The sequence below is a fragment of the Brevibacillus sp. DP1.3A genome (assembly GCF_013284245.2).
Lineage (GTDB): Bacteria > Bacillota > Bacilli > Brevibacillales > Brevibacillaceae > Brevibacillus.
In genome coordinates, this window is sequence record NZ_CP085876.1 from 5,725,536 (window position 1) to 5,742,775 (window position 17,240).

A 17,240-nucleotide genomic window follows, 5' to 3' on the forward strand; every position below is an offset into this window, starting at 1 on the left:
TTCCCTCTTCGCCTTGCTACGCTATGGTCAAATTCATTTTATCGCAGTCAGCAGGACGGAGAGGGTCAACGTGGATTCATCCCCATCTTTATGGAAAAACAGTTCTTTCCTCAAGCTTTGGCTTGCGCAAATGACGGCAAGCATCGGTGATCAATGCTACAGCTTCGCATTACTCTGGTATTTGCTGCAAGCAACCAAATCGGGTGCGGCGCTCAGCCTGCTCGCAATCCCGGAAATGGTGGCGGGTCTCATGTTTTACCTCGTCGGCGGAGTCATGGCTGACCGGTACAGCCCACGAATGCTCATGGTGGGAGCCGATGTTGCGCGAATTCTTGTCGCGATCACGGTTGGCATCCTGGTCTACATGGGTGTAGGAGAGTTTGCTTTTTTTCTGGCAGCCCAATTCTTGTTGGGGTTGTTCTCCAGTCTGTTTCAGCCAGCGCGAACCGTTGCACTCAAATCAGTGGTCCCCCAAGAGCAGCTAGCGCGAGCAAATGCCATCTTGGACACAACTTTCCGAACGATTCGGATTATTGCGCCCATGTCGATTGGACTGGTCGCTTCCATCATACCGCTGTCTACTTTGTTTTTTGTGAACGCAGGCAGCTATTTCATTTCCGTCTTGTTTCTTTATGCCATTCGTATTTCGTTGACCGATCAACAACGCGTATCTACTACGAAAATGACACCCAGTCAGTACGTCCGGGATATTGCCTCAGGTTTACAGGAGCTAAAACAAAATCGTGCTCTGTTCTTGATTCTTCTCTTTAGCAATATGGGCTTTCTCGTCTGGCAGGTCACTTACACAGTGGGCTTCCCGTTTATGGCCGAACGCATGCAGCAAGGAAACGGAAGTACATTAGCTGTCTTGTTGGGCTTTTACGGGATCGGGAACTTGCTAGGAAGCCTGTATATGGCTCGATCGTTCTATACTCGCTATTTGTTTGTGATTATGGTTGGATGGGTGTTTCAGGCAGTCGGATTCCTGTTGCTTACGGCAGGAGGTACCGCTCACTGGATTGCCTTCCTCGGAGCAGCCGTGGCAGGGATCGGCGGGCCGCTCATTGGTATCCCGACCGTGACTGCCATTCAAATCAAAGCGTCCAGCAACAGTACAGGCAAAATTTTTGCGATCAATATGCTCATGTTCACTTTCTTTTGCACATTGTCCAGCAGCCTCGGTGCAATCTGGATGGGCAAATGGCCTGTCGAGCAGCTTTTCCTCGTCAGTGGACTATTCCTCGCTGCCATGAGCTTCGCAGGCTTCCTGATAGAAAAACGAAAAACAACCGCACAACATCAATCCTCCTCTGTTTAAGTAACTTTTTTACTACCAAAAAAGCCGGTTTTTCCTCCTTCAAGGAATCACCGGCTTTTTCAGTAAAGATTTAAGGCATTTCAACTGGCTGTTGTTGTGTCACACAATGAATCATCCCGCCATGTTTATAAAGCTCTCTTACATCAATGCCAATCACTTTACGGTCAGGGTATAGTTTTTGGATGATATCGTTTGCCACTTTGTCATTCGGATCATCATAATTCGGAACTAATACAACGGTATTCCCAATATAAAAATTGATATAGGAACCTTTGTATCCCAGGTCCTTTCCATTCTCTAAAACGACATTGTGTTTCGTTATTGGTAAATACTCATATTGATACGCCTTTCCAAAGGCATTCTTTGCATGTAGTAATGTTTTTCTATCCTTATTCGGGACACCCCATTCTTCCAAATCATTTTCATTCATCGTAATGATGGTTGACTTATCATAAAATTTAGCAAAGCCATCAATGTGAAAATCTGTAATGTCCTGGCCAGGCACACCATCTAACCAAATAAAGTTCGTAGCACCAAGATACTCTTTTATATATTCCTCAATGTCTGCTTCTGAAAATTGGGGATTTCTATTCTTATTCGTAACAGCACTGCGTGTCGATAAAAATGTACCATTCCCATCCAGTTCAAATACTCCACCTTCAAGTACAAGATCATTCAAATCAATTCTTTCCATTCCTGATTGCTTGCTTAGCTTGCTTGAAAGTAATGCATCTTTTTTATACGGCGTTTTCTTCCCCCATCCATTAAATCCCCAGTCCATCATTTTCAAGTTCTTATCCTTGTCGTATACAAAGATAGGGGCAGTATCTCTTGCCCATACATCGTCAGTAGGAGCAATATAGAAGTCAATTTTATCCATATGGATACCTTCCTCGTACAGGAGATCATATATATAGTCCTTTTCGTATTGATCATAGGCGACAATATGGACATTTTCCCCTTCACTTAAGGCAGCTGTCATCTCGATCCAAATGGACTCAACCTCTTCTTGATAACCTTTCCCATACGTAAAGTTATGCGGCCATAGTAACCACGTACCTTCATGCTTGCTTTTTTCATCAGGCATGGTGTACTTGCCTACGAATTGTTTTTCCACACTTTGACTCTCCTCCGCTTTACTTGGCATACACCCTATTAAAATCCCAGCCGTTAGTACAACCCCTGCGCACAGTACCATTACCTTATTCATTTCATCATCCCCTCATGTCCTGGAAGCTTTCTTCAGAAGTAGAATAAGCTTTGACATAGTGTCAAGGTCAAGCTGTTACTATTTGGCTTTTTTCATAACCGGAAAGGAGATCTGTGTCACATATTCTTCGACAGGACAGTCACATTCTGTGCCTTTCAAGTAGGTTTCGTAAGGTGGACCTTCCAAGCAGTAGCCGTTGCTTTCTGTCCACTCTTCAAGTGCCATATGGGCGTATCCGATATCGTCATAACTTCCGAAATGCAAAGTAGTCGCAACAAACTGTTCGGGAAGTTGTTTGATTTGCCATTCGCTTGATGAATCAACGCTATCCCCATTAACGATCGGGATCATCAACTCAATATTGCTGTGATCAGGAGTAAATTCTTCATCGAAAAACACAACAGACGGAGCACCCAGTAACTGAACTTGATTTTCTTCCGCCTTTACGTATATAGAATCAATGTACTTGTCCATATCCGCAATACGAATCTGTAATCTTTGACTGATGACACTTACTTCGTTTCTCATCCCCAGCAATATATCGTACGATCTTCTTTCCCCACGAATGATATCCGCTTTTTTTTCAATCATCTCTTGCATTTCTGCAATGATTTGTCTATATCGATTCATCTCATTGGATAATTCATTTATTTTCGAGTGGATCAATCCGATAAATAATTTCCTGTCTGATGTCTGAAGGATCGATTTAATCTCTGGCAGGGAAAATCTGTATTCTTTCAGCTTCTTGATCAATAAGGCTGTTTCTAATTGACTCTTTTCATAGTATCTGTACCCATTTGTGGTATCTACATGTACAGGCTTCAAAAGTTCTTCCTTGTCATAGTGTCGCAACATGCGTGCACTCATTTTGCAAAGCTGAGAAAATCTGCTGATTGTGTACATTTTTCTCCCTTACCTTCTGTGATGATATCAGAAGCTATTATATCATTCCGTATCGAAGCCCTGCCGATGCCTGCAATCAGTGTTTTTTCATTATTTGCAAAAAAACAATTGCAACCGGATTTTTCATGTCATATAATCTGACATAAATAAATCGGTGTCAGGTTATATGACACAGAAAAGAGGTGGATGGATGGAACCTACTGTCGCAAGTCTCTCGTCTGCCATTGACGCCACATGGGTCATGGTCTCGGCCATTCTGGTCATTCTCATGCAGGTTGGATTCGCCCTGCTAGAAGCTGGTTCTACTCGCATGAAAAACGCTGGTCACGTCGCAGGCAAAACGGTCCTTACCTTCGGCATCTGCTCGATTGCCTTTTGGGCATTTGGCTTTGGTCTGACGTTTGGAGACGGCAACACTTTCATCGGACTTACCGGATTCTTTTTTGACGGCATGCAAAAAGACGCTTTCTCCGCTTTTTCCGCTGCAACTGTTCCTATCTCGATTCTCTTCCTCTTTCAGCTCGCTTTTGCAGCCGTTTCACTCGCGATTGCCTGGGGCGGTTTTGCTGAACGTGCCAAGCTATCCATTTATTTTATTTTCAGTGTACTGTTTACTGTCCTCATCTATCCTGTCGTCGGTCACTGGGTATGGGGCGGCGGTTGGTTGGCACAGCTCGGAATGCAAGACTTCGCTGGTTCTACGGTTGTCCATCTCCAAGGTGCCATCGTCGCACTCGTCGCCACTATCCTTTTGAAGCCTCGCATTGGAAAATACAATCGCGACGGCAGCTCCAATCTGATTCCTGGTCACAACCAGGTCTACTCTGTCTTAGGTGTCCTGTTTCTTTGGATCGGCTGGTTCGGCTTTAACGCAGGCTCCACACTCGGCAGTACATCTGGATTTTTCGGCTATATCGCCGTCACTACCAATCTCGCTACCGCAGCAGGCGCTGCCGCCGCTCTCGCCATATCCTGGATCGTCATGGGGAAAGCAGATATCCCAAGCATGCTCAACGGCGTGCTCGCAGCTCTCGTCGCGATTACGGCATCCTGCGCCTTCGTCGATCCATGGGCGGCTGTCGTGATCGGCGCTATGTCAGGTATTCTTACATTCTATACATCCATTTGGTTTGATCGCATGGGGATTGATGATCCTGTCTTCGCATTTTCCGTGCATGGGGTGGCTGGTATTTGGGGAACGTTGTCCACAGGTTTATTCGCTACCCCGGAGTTGGCTGAAAAGGTCGGCGTAGGCGGTCCTGGGCTGTTTTATGGCGGTGGTCTGCATCAGTTAGGGGTTCAGGCGTTGGGCTTGGCTGGCTCCGCGCTCTACGTTTTCATAGTAGCCTTCATCATTTTGTATGTGTTAAAAGTAACCATTGGCCTGCGAGTCACTGAAGAGGAAGAGGTGGTTGGACTTGACCTTAGCGAACACGGGGGATACGGCTATCCCGAACTACTCCAGCCTGAACGCGTACGACCAGCTGCATCTACCCAAAGCAGCACCTCTCACTCTCTTTCCTGAACAAGTGGAAAAAATTCGGAATGTTGACTCCTTTGGCGAGCTGGCCTTATTGCGTCGAGAATTGTTGGACCCTTCTCCGTTGCGCCCGTTGAATCGCGCAGGGGAATTGGCTTCCTTTTCCATCGTCGTCAATCTGATTCACGACAATCTCATCCGACAAGGGGTGCTCCTCGCAGTGAACGACCTTGCCAGAAGGGGCTTGGGCACCCCTCCCGTCCCCTTTGCCTTTTTGCAATTCGGCAGTGGCGGCAGATCAGAGCAAGCACTCATCAGCGATCAGGATAACGGTCTTGTCTATCAACTACCAGATCATCTGAGCGAACAGGAAACAGAAAAAATACATGGCTACTTTCAGTTGTTGGGGGCGACGATCGTTGCTGGTTTGGAGGTAGCCGGCTATCCTCCCTGCCAAGGGAATGTCACTTGCCTCTCCCCAAAATGGCGAGGCAGTACCGAGCAATGGCTGGACCAAATAGACAGATGGGTCTCTCACCCCATCTGGGAGAACGCCCGTTATTTACTGCTCGCAAGTGATGTGCGTGTCTTATGGGGTGAATCGGCCATTTTTACTCCCGTCCATGACCGCTTCCGTCAACTGCTTGCAGAGAATGTCTTCTTGCTGAATCGACTGGTGAGCAATACGTTGCATTATCGGGTGCCGCTCGGAATCTTCGGCAGAGTTTTACCTGAGGTCCATGGACGCTTCCGCGGCGCCATCAATGTGAAGTACGGCATTTATTTGCCACTGGTGAATTGCGTACGGCATTTCGCCTTGGCACATGGCATCTTTGCCAGCTCTACCTTGGAACGATTGGATCTACTCGGTGAAAAAGGAGTCTGGAGCAAAAGCTTTTGTGACGAGGTAGCCGCATACTTCCGGCAAATTCAAGGCCTGCGACTGATCGCTCCCCTCCATTGGGAAGATGGGCAATACACGAGCAATAGCTATATCAAACTAGGGGAGCTTTCTCCTGACACTCAAGTGATGGTACGACAGTCGATGAAGCTGGCAATCCGCCTTCAAAAAATGACAGAAAAGCTCCCGTCCGTTTTTGGGGGATAGGAGGAGATTGCGTGGCAAAATGGGACTTATTCGGTCGCATCTGGCATATGAACCGGGCTATACCAGATATAGCAGATGACAAACAACACATCGCCTATCTGCGCTCCATCTCCAAAGCGAATAAACCAGTCGATTCCAGTGCCGATATTCCTCTACACGATCTGGAGGTTGTCGTCGTCGATCTGGAAACGACCGGTTTTTATCCCGACCACGGAGACGCGATTATATCGATGGGAGCAGTCGCCATGAGAGGAGAGCACCTCCTCCTCGGCGATTCTTTTTATACGCTGGTCAATCCCGGTCGGGCGATTCCTCCGCACATCCGCTCTCTCACCGGAATTACCGATGATATGGTTGCCGATGCTCCCGAGCTGTTAGAGGCTTTGTCCCGTTTTTTTCAATTCGTTGGAGATCGTCCGCTCGTTGCCCATCACTCTCGCCATGAGCGTGAATTTTTACGATCTGGACTTTGGAAAACAAGTCGGCGTCCGTTTAGCCATCGAATGCTGGATACGATGCTGCTCATCCGATTATTGAGTAATCCGATTGGCAACGGCTCGCTGGATGCCCTCTGTGCGGCACACGACATCCCGATCTCACGCAGGCATCACGCTTACTGTGACGCTGTTGCCGCTGGTACGCTCTGGGCGAAGTATTTGGTGAAAGCACAATTCCAAGGCTTTACAAACCTGCGGCAGGTTTACGAGGCCGTACGCTAGAATTAGTTCGAATCGTTCAACAAGTCCTACCAACCAACACAGGGAGAGAATATCATGCTACAGATCAGAGACGCAGTTCTGGGCGACCTGCCCGCTATGCTCGCTATTTACAACTACGCGGTAGAAAATCTGGTTGCGACATTTGACTTAGAGCCACAGACGCTTGCCCAGCGCGAAGTGTGGTTTCACAAACACGGTGACAGACATCCCATCATCGCCGCCGAATACGAAGGGAAAGTGATCGGATATTGCAGTCTGTCCGTTTTCCGTGAGAAGCCCGCCTATCAAAAATCTACGGAACTGTCTATTTATATCGCCCCTGATCAAAGTGGGAAAGGTGTTGGCACTACCTTAATGAATGCGATTCTGGAGCGTGCCAGACAACTCGAATACCACACGATCGTGAGCGGAATCGTGGGGGGCAATGACGCCAGCGTGAAGCTGCACGAGAAGTTCGGTTTTACATTGGCAGGGAGGTTTCAAGAGGTGGGATTCAAGTTCGGAGAATGGCACGACGTTCATTTTTATCAATGGATGGTCAAGTAACAACATGCGAAAAGCCGACACCCCTTTACACAAGGAAGTGTCGGCTTATTAGTTATGTAGGAAGCGAATACCTAAAAGTGGCACATCTTAAGCCAGGGTCTAATCCCTTAGCCCTTATGATATTAGTGTAACCGACGGATGATTATAAGTCTATATCTTTTTGAAAATTTGCACTAAAGTAGGTGTACCTGGCCAGGGAATCAAAAACAGGAGGTAAACCTGCTGTGCAATGGCTGTCATGGGATCTGAACCTGAAGACCAGATTGATCGGCGAGACGCTTTTCAACCTATTGTTTTGGATGTACTTTCCCTTTCTTACCCTCCACTTTAGTGATACCTTTGGCAAAAATGTTGCCGGGTTACTCATGACAGTGCCACCGATTATGAGTATGATCGGCAATCTTTTTGGCGGCTATTTGGCTGATCGATTTGGTCGTCGATATGTCATGCTGTCAGGAGCGTTTTTGCAGGCAGGCATGTTTGTCCTGTTTGCCTTCTCCCTCTCTTCTTGGATCGATTATCTTGCGTTTATTGGAATCGGGCTTGGCAAAGCGATATACAGCCCGGCGAGTTCTGCGATGGTCGCTGATCTCACCTCAGACAAAGACAGACGCAGAGTCATCGCTACCTTCGTTACAGCCATGAACATTGGCGCCGTATTGGGACCCGCTCTGGGGGCCATCTTTTTCTTTCAATACCGCAGTGAGCTGCTGTGGACTTGTGCGCTTGTCACTTTTTTGTATTCGATTGCGATCTGGATCAACGTGCGGGAGACACTGCCACAATCCGTAAAAAGCTCTGTCACCTCTATCCACTTCCCTTCCGTTATGAAGGAGCAATGGCAGAGCTACACCGTCATTCTACGCGACAAAGCTTTTGCCATCTATATTTTCGCAGGCATGCTGATTACAATCGCAATCGTGCAGCTCGATTTATTTTTGGCAGTCTATGTAAAAGAATTCGTGCCAGCGCAGACGCTGCTCGCGTGGAATGCCTGGTCACTCTCGCTTAGCAATACGGAGATTTTCGGATGGATGCTGGGTATAAGCGGTCTTCTGTTTGTTCTGTGCGCCCTGCCTGTTACCAAATGGTTTGAGAACTGGAGCGACCGGAATGTCTTCCTCTTGTCCTCCTTGCTATTTGGTATGGGCATGTTTTTGGTGGGATTCACGACAAATGCATGGCTGTTGTTCGGATGCGTGGTCATTTTTACACTAGGGGAAGTGATGCGAACTCCGGTCGAGCAGAGCTTCGTCAGCAAATACGCACCAGAACATGCACGAGGACAGTATATGGGTGCCGCTAACCTGCAGTACTCGCTCGGCCGCTTCCTCGCTCCCGTGACCGTCATTCTTTCGGAGTGGATCATGCCGATTGGCGTTTTTGGGTTTATCTTGTTCTGCTCCCTTTTGAGTGCCGTTCTTTACGTGAAGCTATTCCAAATCGTTCAGAAACGCGAGTCCTCTCCTTACAGCTAAACCACAACAGAAAACGAAAAGTGGTTGCGCAGCGATAACCTCCTGCCAACCACTTTTTCATTTTCAGCATTATAATTTTTTCGGAGCTTCTAATTTCACAGGGTCAACCATTACTTTTATTTGTGTTGACGTTCCTTCGATCGTTACTTTCACATCGGAAACAACCATTTCTTTTGGCGTTTTTGCGACGTTGGTAACCGCAATGAACTGATCCAGCTCCGGAGTCCAGGTAAGTCCAGTAGCTTGGATCATCGCCTTCACTGTATGAACGTCAGGAACCCCTTCATACATGATACCGTCTATTGTTTTTTGATCACCGCTCAGCATAACGCTTACCCATATCGCTTTTTCGTTTGCCGAATTTTCTTGCTTTGGATAATAAAAGCGGTAGAAGTTTGTTTTCTTCTCTAGTTCAAGCGTAAATGGTAACGTGTGAATACCCTTTTCAGCTAATTCGTCTCTTATGCTGTTGTAATTACTCAGGTACGTTTTGGTTGTCATATTTTTAAACGCAGAATCAGAATGGTTCATTTTTTGTTCTTTCTCATGTGAAATGCTGTTTTCAATTGCAGTCGTTTGGTTAGAACCTCCGAATACGGTAAGACCCGCGACTACGACTATTGCTGCTACTGAGATAGAGACTGCATATTTTTTCATTCTGGGTTCCCTTCTGGCGAAGCCGCATCGATTTCCTTCGCCCCTGTCATTTTTAGCAATGCCTCATAAGAGACTGGTAAAAGTGATTCTGCGATACCAGCCGCCGTATAAACCACAGAAAAGCGCTTCAAGGAGCGATCCACATAGACAGGCACTTCCTCCTGCAAAGCAAACGGACAAACTGCTCCGACACGGAAGCCCGTCATTTTTTCTACCTCTTCCGGCGTAGCCATCTTCGGCTTTCCTTGTCCAAAAACTGCCTTCACTTGCTTGGGATGGACACGTACATCGCCTGCTGCCACAAACAAGGCGAACTGCTCATCTACCCGAAACAAGATCGACTTTGCGATTTGGCCGATCTCGACACCCAATGCCTGTGCAGCCACTTCGGACGTAGGCAACGGCTGTTCAAACAAAATCGGCTCGATGCTCGAGTCATAGCGTTGTACGTAGCTGCGAACCTTTTCCAACGGGCTTGCGATCATTCCCCGTCACTCCCAATCTCCACTAAAAAAACGTCATCGCCTTGCGACACACTACCTGTCGTGACAACCGAAGCATAAACGCCGAAGTGACTGTTGTGACGCTTGACGCATGCCTTCAATACGGCAGGAGTCATCGCCAAGGTATCCGGATCGATATTGACATATACACAGCGCTCGCAGTGTTTGTTGACTTGCAAGGTCACATCATTGATTTTGATCTGTTTGCCCAGCCATTTGTCTTCCGCGAACGGCTCATCATCCTCCAGGACAACGACCAAATTCCCCCGAAAGCGTCGTGGATCTACCTGTTCTGCGTCAATCTGCCGCGCGATCTCTTTAAGAGATGCATCCGTGACCAGCAGAATGTGGTCTTCCCAGTTCACACCGCCTTCTTGCGGACTACTAATCATAGGCGTAATAGAGCGCTTTGCCGTCTCTGCGACATGAGCAAATAAAGCATCATCCCACGTATGTACACTGCCATCTCGGGCTTCAATCCGAATCGGCGGGTACGCTTCTTTTCCTGTCCCTTCGCTCATGCTGGCATGATACCCGATAAGAGCGGGCACAACATCCGCACTGAGATACTTACCTTGACGAGCATTATCCCAAAAATAATAGGCACGGTCTCCATACAAGCCAAATTCATCGACCGTACTTGATGATAGCTCTTCCCCTCGCATTCCTTTGACAGGATGACGGAAAATGGTCTGCAGTGTTCCTACTTTTTTCATTTGGTTCCCCTCCCCAACGCTTTCTCTATCCGGATATAAACGAATTGCGAACCCGCCCCCAAAACGTCAGTCGCTTGTAACGAGCGAATTTCACTTTGTCAGATCCCACTCGGCAACGAATGGAACACACATCTTTCCATACTGCCTGCTCACGGTCCAAGCCGATCATAATCTCAGGATTCATGACGATCAGCTCTACTTCATGATGCTTCGGCAATACGAGCGAGCTGTTGATCGTCCGATACGCTTGGTTATTGATCGAAGCAATCTCGGACAATTGAATTGCCTCAATGGACGGATGAACAATCGCTCCATCCACCGCCTTGTTGTAGGCTGTACTTCCTGACGGTGATGAAACGATCAAGCCGTCACCTCGAAACGTCTCCAGCTCATCGCCATTTATATAGACGCATGACACCAAGGTAGACAGATTCGCGTTACGCAAAACCATTTCATTCAACGCCCACTTTTCATACTGCTTTCCATCTCTGGTACTGATCCTGCATTGGACCGTCGGGTATTCCGCAATCAGAGGCTCATCGTTCATCAGACGCTCAACGAATTCGTCCAGCTCCTCGGGACGCCAGTCCGCATAGAAGCCAAGATGTCCCGTATGAATCCCCACATAAGACGGCTCGATCCCATATTGATGGACGGCCTCCAAAAGTGTCCCGTCTCCCCCGATGGACAGCACCATATCCGGTTGCTCACTTGGTCCCTTTACAAAGGTAAACGGGCTATTGGCTGCATGCAGCTTTTCTTTTAATGCTTGTTCCACTTCTCGTGTATAATCGTCATTTCGCAGTACAGTCGCAATCTTCATGCTGGTCTGCCCTCACTTTTATCCTTACAAGCGGTCATGTACGCTCTGTTGTTTGTCTTCACTATACCATAGGAAAAATCGACTTGCATAAAATCCCACTTGTCACCAGCGGTCACTCTGAAAAGACTGCTTGCGAAATTGAGATAAACGCCTCTCTGTAGCTGGTGATATTTCCTCAGGAAGCTCATCCCAAGCAAAAAAGCGCATTTCCGCTACTTCTTTGTCATCCTTATGCAATTCTTGGCCAGGTGTGAGGTCGACATGATACAAGGCAATGTGGTCTCGTTTCCCTTCCCGCTCACTGTAAAAAAGATGGCAGAGGGTAAGTCCGTCTGCTCGTATTCCGCACTCCTCCCACAACTCCCTGCTAGCAGCTTCTCCAAACGACTCTCCTCGCTCTACCCCTCCTCCCGGCAAATACCAGCCATGGACATACGTATGCCGAATTAACAAGACTCCCTTTTCTTCATCCGTTACTATGACACGGACACCCAAGGTGAGAGGCTTGCGGATTTTCCAATACCATTTCGCCACTGCATGGTACCAGGCCATATTTCCACCTCACTTTTTCCATGTGCTACCATTCTTTAGCCACCTATATTTTCCCTGCCATGAACAAGAAAAAACAGGCCTATCGGCGGCCTGTCTCACGCGAGGCGATTCTCCAGCTCTTTGACAACCGCCTCTGCTTTTCGAATCCATCTCGATTCAATCTGCGCGTCCTTGTCTACCGGCTCTTGAAACTGATTCATCAAACCCGAAGCGAGCGGCTCCATGTAGCCGATATCTTCCTCTACCCCAGTCTGGTACACATGCCGGATCACAAACGGCCGCCCGAGTTCCAGCCATGCATCCGGGCTATCGAGCTCGCCTTGCAATACTTTTACAGGCAAGCGCAAAAAGACCGTGTTTTTGTCATCCAGCGCCCGGTCGAAATACCCTTGCTCATAATCCCAGTTGGATAATGTAAAATGTGGCTGAAGCGCTTCACGAAAATAGCCAAATGTCGCCCGCGTGCCTGGCAAGCTGCTGTTTATTTGCTTCATCGTCCATCCCTGCCTTTATTTATTCTGTGAGAAACGTCCACCGTTTTGTTCGTAGTGTGTGACAAAAGAAGAGGTTGTACTCTCACATCTTAAAAAAGCAGCAAGCCTCCTAAGCCGTGATGGCCTTGAGAGGCTTGTAAATTCCCCACATTAAATCAAGACGATTGTCAGGAGCGTAAAAAGCGCCAATGGAATGATTCTACGTCCGTTCCGGCATCTTTTACGTCTTCTTCCTTGAACTTTTGGCAAAACATATGGCGGTGGGGGTGGTGGCGGTGGACAAAAAAATGGCGGATACGGCGGGAATGGTGGAAATGGCGAAATATTTTGCTCCCAAGGACTTACCTGCGGCTTCTGCTCGCTATACGGACTGACTTGGGCGGGACGATTACTACTGCTATACGGGCTGACTTGGGCGGGACGATTGCTACTGCTAAATGGGCTGACTCGCGAGTTGTTGGAACTGCCAAAAGGACTGACCTGACTGTATGGATTGAACTCATCGCCGTAGGGACTTACCTGTGGATAGTATGGATTACCTCCATAAGGACTGAGATCGCCATAGGGAGGATAACCTGCATACGGATTATAGTTCACATACTGAAAGTAATAATCAGGATATTGCCCCCATCCTCCATACGGCTGCCGATTGGCCACTTCCATTACTTGATAAGGATTGTAGTCCTCATAGTCCTCATAGTTCTCATAATCATACTCTTCGAAAACTTCTTCTTCCTCCGCATCCTGGTCTACGACTTCTACGTATACGTTCTGGTCATCATAATCGACAATGACACCTTCAAACACTTGCCCGTCAATTGCTTCGATGCGCACCTTTTTCTCAACGTGCTCCTTGCAGATGTTGTGCACATTTTCTCGCATATCCTTTAACAGGCTGACAAACTGAATGTCAGCCTGATACAGGTTTTTTTCAGAATCAGACTGCATGGAAACTCCTCCCCTTCTGGTGTTTCTTTATTACCATATACAAGTGCCCATGGGGAGGTTACCGGAATCTAGGCGAGACTAGCCCAATTTACAGAAAGCGGGCAGGTAAAAATGGCAAAAGGCGCTCCGTCTCCCCTTTTTCCACAAAGTCCGCCATCGATTTAGCCGTGACGGGGGAAAGCAGGATACCATTACGAAAATGTCCACCTGCGATCGACAGACCTTCCCAGCCAGGAACGGGGCCCAAGAGCGGTTTGCCATCTTGGGTGGCAGGTCGAAGTCCACCCCAAGCCTCCAGAAAGGTAGCGGAGTGTAGCGCTGGAACATACGGCATGGTCCCTTGCAGGATACTGGCTAACCCCGCCATTGTGACGTCCCGCTGGAAGCCACTCTCATCCTCAGTCGCCCCAATGACAATTTTTCCATCCTTTTTCGGAGTGATGTAGCCAGTCGTTCCGAAAATCACCGTTCGCAATGGAATGCCTACGGACGAGACGGCCGCAATCTGTCCGCGTACAGGGCGAATCGGCACGGTAACACCAAGCATCGCAAGCATCATTCCAACCCACGCTCCCGAGGAAATCACCGTCTGTGCGGCGCGCAGTGACCCTGAAGAGGTCTCGATCCCGATCACTTTTCCGCCTTTTACCGCAATACCGCTCACCACGCAGCCAGATAACAGCTTCACTCCTTGCAATTGGCAAGCAGTAGCCAAGGCGCGAAGAAGCATTCGATTGTTGATGTGTCCTTCGTACGGCGAATAGATGGCCGCTTGCACTTGATCGGTCAGAAGCGGCTCTACCTCTTTTACTTGCGCTGTATTCGAGAGCCAGTGTACAGCATGTCCCGCTTCTTTTTGCCAACGGTACTTGTCCGCGAGCTGTTGGACTTCCTCCTCATTTAACGCGACGGTCAGCAACCCATCCAAGCTTAGCTGTACGTCTCCACCAGTCAATTCCTCCAGCTCTGCTGCCCATTCCGGGTATAGCGCAAGTGACTCCATGCCCAGATCGAGCATCGGTCCAGGTGCCGTGAATTCCTTCAAAGGAGCAAGCATTCCGGCCGCAGCAGAAGACGCCTGACCTCCCCATTCGCCCTGCTCGACCAAAGTAACGCTCACCCCGCGCCGCGACAGCTCGTATGCCAAGCTCAATCCGATAATTCCTCCACCCACTACCAGACAATCACTCATCTTTTTTCTCTCCTCACTAAGTTGCAATTACGTCTTTTAAAAAACTATTTGTACGTTGCTGCTGTGGTGTGGAGGAAACAGGAGAAAACGCTCAGCTTCTAGGGCCACCCCCTAGGGGATTGACTGCACGACTCCATGCAAAAAGCGAAACCGCGTCCAAAGTGGTCTCTTCAGGATGTGTTTCAGAGGTGGACGCTTAAAGGCGTGTTTCGCTTTTTGCATTCCGTCTCGGTCGGTGTCCCTAAGATCTTCGCTTATTTCTCCTGTTTCCTCTACGAGCTTTTCTTGTTATCCGATTTTTTAATGATTTTTAATTAATGAAGAACGCAATCAGTTACGCCAGAGAAGAATATTTCCAGGCGTAGCGACTTGTGGAGTCCTACCAAGCGGAGAAGGGATGAGCGGGCAAAAGAAACGCAACCGTGCCCGTGCTACGAAGCGGCTACCACTTTTGCGTTTCCCCGCGAATCCCTTCGGAGCGGGCAGTCTTGACCCCCAGCAGGACGGAGCCTGGAGCCTAGACTGGAAATATTCTTCTCTCCACTACAGCCACATGTCCGCTCCATAAGAAAAAGCCCACCCGTTCCTGAGCAGGAAAAGGTGGGCTACATACGCATAGGTAACAATAAACAAAAAGCGCAGTCTGCCGGCAACCGTATCCCTGCGCCGGCATGATCCGGATCAGGTGCAATGGGTCGATGGTCGATTGCTTCCATCCTCTCAGCCCCGCATGAAGGACTCCCCAAGTTGCTTGTTCATTATGATATTCCTTTGTAAGTATAGTCCTGTTTGCAACCATCTGACAAGCACGTCCGCTGGTTAATCCTCATCCTTCACATCGTAGCTCTCCGGAATCGGGTCATGACGCGCGGTATCCTCGAACTCCCGGAGCTTGCGAATTTCCTCCAGATGATGATTGAATTGCTCTTTGTTGATGATGTACTCATTGCCGTCATGGACAGCACGGATGCGCCCCTGCTTAATTTTTTCCATAATAAACGTCTCGGGAAGCTCTAAGTAAGCGGCTGTCTCCTCAACGGTCAAATACGTCTTATTCTCGCGCAATCTAGCCTCCAGTTCCGCTTTCTGCCGCTCGTAGCCCGGCTTGCCCAGCAAGGCAAACATATTGGCCTTGTACGCCTCCACCCCTGGCTGATCAAACGGATTGACGCCTAGCAAATAGCCGCTGATTCCGCATGCCTTTTCAAAAAAGTAAATCAGTCCGCCGAGATAGTAAGCTGTTGCCTCCGGTATTTCCACAAGCAGATTCGGTACGCCGCCATCCACATGGGCCAGCACCGTTCCCTCAAAAGCTATTTTATTGACATACCCCATTCGTTTGCCAGTCAAAAAATTCAATCCATCGACGTCAGCGGGGTCCTCCTGGACAGTCAAATCCACAGCGGGCTTCGTTACAGACACAACGGTCTCAAACAAATGCCTCATGCCGTCCTGTATGTATTGGCCCAATGAATGCAAGTCCGTTGAAAACTCGGCAGAAGCCGGAAAAATTCCTTTGCCATCCTTGCCCTCCGATTCCCCGAAGAGCTGCTTCCACCACTCAGCAAAGTAGCGAAACTGTGGTTCATAGCTGACCAACAGCTCCACTGTCTTGCCTTTTCGATAGAGTGCATTGCGAATGGCCGCATACTGATAGCACGGATTATCGCGCAAATCCATGACCATGTAACGTTCGCGTGCATCCTTAGCCCCTTGCATGAGAGCATCCATGTTCGCCCCGCTTACAGCGATAGGCAACAATCCAACCGCGGTCAGGACTGAATATCTTCCACCGATATCATCTGGAATGACAAAGCACTCATAGCCCTCGTCATCCGCCAGCTTTTTCAGGGCTCCCCGCTGTTTATCGGTCGTAATGTAAATTCGTTTTTTGGCCTCTTCACGTCCGTATTTCTTTTCCAGCCATTCCCGAAAAAGTCGAAACGCGATAGCTGGCTCTGTCGTCGTGCCCGATTTTGAGATGACGTTGATGGACACATTTTTTCCTTCTAATACATCCATCAGATGAGAGATATAAATCGGACTGATATTGTTGCCCACAAAATAAATCTCTGGAGAATGTCGCTTAGACTTCGGCAGCAAATTGTAGAAGCTGTGGCCCAAAATGTCAAGCACCGCTTTTGCCCCTAGATACGAGCCTCCGATACCAATCACCAGAAGCACATCCGAATCCGATTGAATCCGGGCTGACGCTTGGCGAATTCGTTCATACTCGTCCCGGTCGTATTGTTCCGGCCAATCGACCCAACCAAGATAATCCTTGCCTGGTCCAGTCCTTGAATGAAGCATTTGATGCGCAATTTCAATCACTGGAGAAAGCTGCTCCCACTCATGCTGTTTGACAAAGGCTCGAGCGTTGGCGTAATCAAAGCGAATCGGTTTGTTCATAGCTCCCCTCCGAGGAACGTCATCTCATCTTTATCTATGATATCACGGCAATTGGCAGCAAAGAACTTTCCGACAAAACGAATCAAAATGCGCTTAATTATGTCCAAAATGTGAACATTCGTCATTTCATGTTACCTTTTTCCAGCACTACCGTAAAAACCTTTCGAGCAATGAAATAATATGG

At 48.3% G+C, this 17,240-nt stretch carries 17 protein-coding genes, 1 pseudogene and 1 riboswitch; of the genes and pseudogenes, 6 read left to right on the forward strand and 12 right to left on the reverse strand.

Translation table 11 applies throughout. From position 1 onward, the window contains the following. Positions 1-70 precede the first annotated feature (70 nt). Positions 71-1,318, forward strand: a complete 1,248-nt coding sequence (locus HP399_RS26450; RefSeq protein ID WP_173618126.1) for an MFS transporter — start codon at positions 71-73, stop codon at positions 1,316-1,318. Between the two features lie 70 nt (positions 1,319-1,388). Here the strand turns inward: HP399_RS26450 and HP399_RS26455 are convergent, their stop codons facing one another. After that, on the reverse strand, positions 1,389-2,528 hold the full coding sequence (locus tag HP399_RS26455) for an agmatine deiminase family protein (protein WP_173618127.1): 1,140 nt from the start codon (positions 2,526-2,528) through the stop codon (positions 1,389-1,391). A gap of 78 nt (positions 2,529-2,606) precedes the next feature. Then, complete coding sequence (locus tag HP399_RS26460; protein ID WP_173618128.1) at positions 2,607-3,431, reverse strand: MerR family transcriptional regulator; 825 nt, start codon at positions 3,429-3,431, stop codon at positions 2,607-2,609. 190 nt (positions 3,432-3,621) lie between these two features. Between HP399_RS26460 and HP399_RS26465 the strand changes: the two genes are divergently transcribed. The 5 genes from HP399_RS26465 to HP399_RS26485 all read left to right on the forward strand — a co-directional run bounded on the left by HP399_RS26465 (position 3,622) and on the right by HP399_RS26485 (position 8,762). Beyond that, positions 3,622-4,956 (forward strand): ammonium transporter, encoded by a 1,335-nt coding sequence (locus HP399_RS26465; RefSeq protein WP_173618129.1) that lies wholly within the window; start codon positions 3,622-3,624, stop codon positions 4,954-4,956. A gap of 49 nt (positions 4,957-5,005) precedes the next feature. Further along, complete coding sequence (locus tag HP399_RS26470; RefSeq protein ID WP_173618431.1) at positions 5,006-6,019, forward strand: DUF294 nucleotidyltransferase-like domain-containing protein; 1,014 nt, start codon at positions 5,006-5,008, stop codon at positions 6,017-6,019. Between the two features lie 11 nt (positions 6,020-6,030). Further along, complete coding sequence (locus HP399_RS26475; protein WP_173618130.1) at positions 6,031-6,738, forward strand: 3'-5' exonuclease; 708 nt, start codon at positions 6,031-6,033, stop codon at positions 6,736-6,738. Positions 6,739-6,792: 54 nt separating this feature from the next. Next, complete coding sequence (locus tag HP399_RS26480) at positions 6,793-7,284, forward strand: GNAT family N-acetyltransferase (RefSeq protein WP_173618131.1); 492 nt, start codon at positions 6,793-6,795, stop codon at positions 7,282-7,284. 224 nt (positions 7,285-7,508) lie between these two features. Then, on the forward strand, positions 7,509-8,762 hold the full coding sequence (locus tag HP399_RS26485; RefSeq protein ID WP_173618132.1) for an MDR family MFS transporter: 1,254 nt from the start codon (positions 7,509-7,511) through the stop codon (positions 8,760-8,762). Between the two features lie 69 nt (positions 8,763-8,831). Here the strand turns inward: HP399_RS26485 and HP399_RS26490 are convergent, their stop codons facing one another. The 10 genes and pseudogenes from HP399_RS26490 to HP399_RS26530 form a co-directional block, all read right to left on the reverse strand. Beyond that, a complete protein-coding gene (locus HP399_RS26490) occupies positions 8,832-9,419 on the reverse strand; it encodes a hypothetical protein (protein ID WP_173618133.1) in 588 nt (195 codons plus the stop codon). Beyond that, positions 9,416-9,904: a YbaK/EbsC family protein gene (locus HP399_RS26495; RefSeq protein ID WP_173618134.1), complete on the reverse strand. Its 489-nt coding sequence runs from the start codon at positions 9,902-9,904 to the stop codon at positions 9,416-9,418. Before HP399_RS26495 ends, HP399_RS26490 begins: the two co-directional genes overlap by 4 nt. Beyond that, complete coding sequence (locus tag HP399_RS26500) at positions 9,901-10,638, reverse strand: MOSC domain-containing protein (RefSeq protein ID WP_173618135.1); 738 nt, start codon at positions 10,636-10,638, stop codon at positions 9,901-9,903. The genes HP399_RS26495 and HP399_RS26500 overlap by 4 nt, the downstream gene beginning before the upstream one ends. A 25-nt stretch (positions 10,639-10,663) precedes the next feature. Beyond that, a complete protein-coding gene (locus HP399_RS26505) occupies positions 10,664-11,461 on the reverse strand; it encodes an NAD kinase (protein ID WP_173618136.1) in 798 nt (265 codons plus the stop codon). A 102-nt stretch (positions 11,462-11,563) separates the two neighbouring features. Further along, entirely contained in the window at positions 11,564-12,013 is a 450-nt protein-coding gene (locus HP399_RS26510) for an NUDIX domain-containing protein (RefSeq protein ID WP_173618137.1), read from the reverse strand. Between the two features lie 95 nt (positions 12,014-12,108). Beyond that, complete coding sequence (locus HP399_RS26515; RefSeq protein WP_173618138.1) at positions 12,109-12,507, reverse strand: YugN-like family protein; 399 nt, start codon at positions 12,505-12,507, stop codon at positions 12,109-12,111. 150 nt (positions 12,508-12,657) lie between these two features. Further along, positions 12,658-13,455: an LSm family protein gene (locus HP399_RS26520; protein WP_173618139.1), complete on the reverse strand. Its 798-nt coding sequence runs from the start codon at positions 13,453-13,455 to the stop codon at positions 12,658-12,660. An 88-nt stretch (positions 13,456-13,543) separates the two neighbouring features. After that, positions 13,544-14,647: a glycine oxidase ThiO gene (thiO, locus tag HP399_RS26525; protein WP_173618140.1), complete on the reverse strand. Its 1,104-nt coding sequence runs from the start codon at positions 14,645-14,647 to the stop codon at positions 13,544-13,546. 638 nt (positions 14,648-15,285) lie between these two features. Next, a riboswitch (TPP riboswitch) is annotated at positions 15,286-15,402 on the reverse strand. 64 nt (positions 15,403-15,466) lie between these two features. After that, the gene (locus HP399_RS31225; protein WP_370642749.1) at positions 15,467-15,712 is read right to left on the reverse strand and encodes an excisionase family DNA-binding protein; all 246 of its coding nucleotides are present in this window, start codon (positions 15,710-15,712) and stop codon (positions 15,467-15,469) included. Next, positions 15,707-17,056: pseudogene (locus HP399_RS26530) on the reverse strand (glucose-6-phosphate isomerase); the annotation flags it as partial. The gene HP399_RS31225 and the pseudogene HP399_RS26530, both read right to left, overlap by 6 nt. Between the last annotated feature and the right edge of the window lie 184 nt (positions 17,057-17,240).

Excerpts from the sequence above, each read along its gene's own strand:
- HP399_RS26455 (WP_173618127.1), bottom strand. The coding sequence starts at position 2,528 with ATGAATAAGGTAATGGTACTGTGCGCAGGGGTTGTACTAACGGCTGGG.
- HP399_RS26460 (WP_173618128.1), bottom strand. The coding sequence starts at position 3,431 with ATGTACACAATCAGCAGATTTTCTCAGCTTTGCAAAATGAGTGCACGC.
- HP399_RS26465 (WP_173618129.1), top strand. The coding sequence starts at position 3,622 with ATGGAACCTACTGTCGCAAGTCTCTCGTCTGCCATTGACGCCACATGG.
- HP399_RS26480 (WP_173618131.1), top strand. The coding sequence starts at position 6,793 with ATGCTACAGATCAGAGACGCAGTTCTGGGCGACCTGCCCGCTATGCTC.
- HP399_RS26490 (WP_173618133.1), bottom strand. The coding sequence starts at position 9,419 with ATGAAAAAATATGCAGTCTCTATCTCAGTAGCAGCAATAGTCGTAGTC.
- HP399_RS26495 (WP_173618134.1), bottom strand. The coding sequence starts at position 9,904 with ATGATCGCAAGCCCGTTGGAAAAGGTTCGCAGCTACGTACAACGCTAT.
- HP399_RS26500 (WP_173618135.1), bottom strand. The coding sequence starts at position 10,638 with ATGAAAAAAGTAGGAACACTGCAGACCATTTTCCGTCATCCTGTCAAA.
- HP399_RS26505 (WP_173618136.1), bottom strand. The coding sequence starts at position 11,461 with ATGAAGATTGCGACTGTACTGCGAAATGACGATTATACACGAGAAGTG.
- HP399_RS26510 (WP_173618137.1), bottom strand. The coding sequence starts at position 12,013 with ATGGCCTGGTACCATGCAGTGGCGAAATGGTATTGGAAAATCCGCAAG.
- HP399_RS26515 (WP_173618138.1), bottom strand. The coding sequence starts at position 12,507 with ATGAAGCAAATAAACAGCAGCTTGCCAGGCACGCGGGCGACATTTGGC.
- HP399_RS26520 (WP_173618139.1), bottom strand. The coding sequence starts at position 13,455 with ATGCAGTCTGATTCTGAAAAAAACCTGTATCAGGCTGACATTCAGTTT.
- thiO (WP_173618140.1), bottom strand. The coding sequence starts at position 14,647 with ATGAGTGATTGTCTGGTAGTGGGTGGAGGAATTATCGGATTGAGCTTG.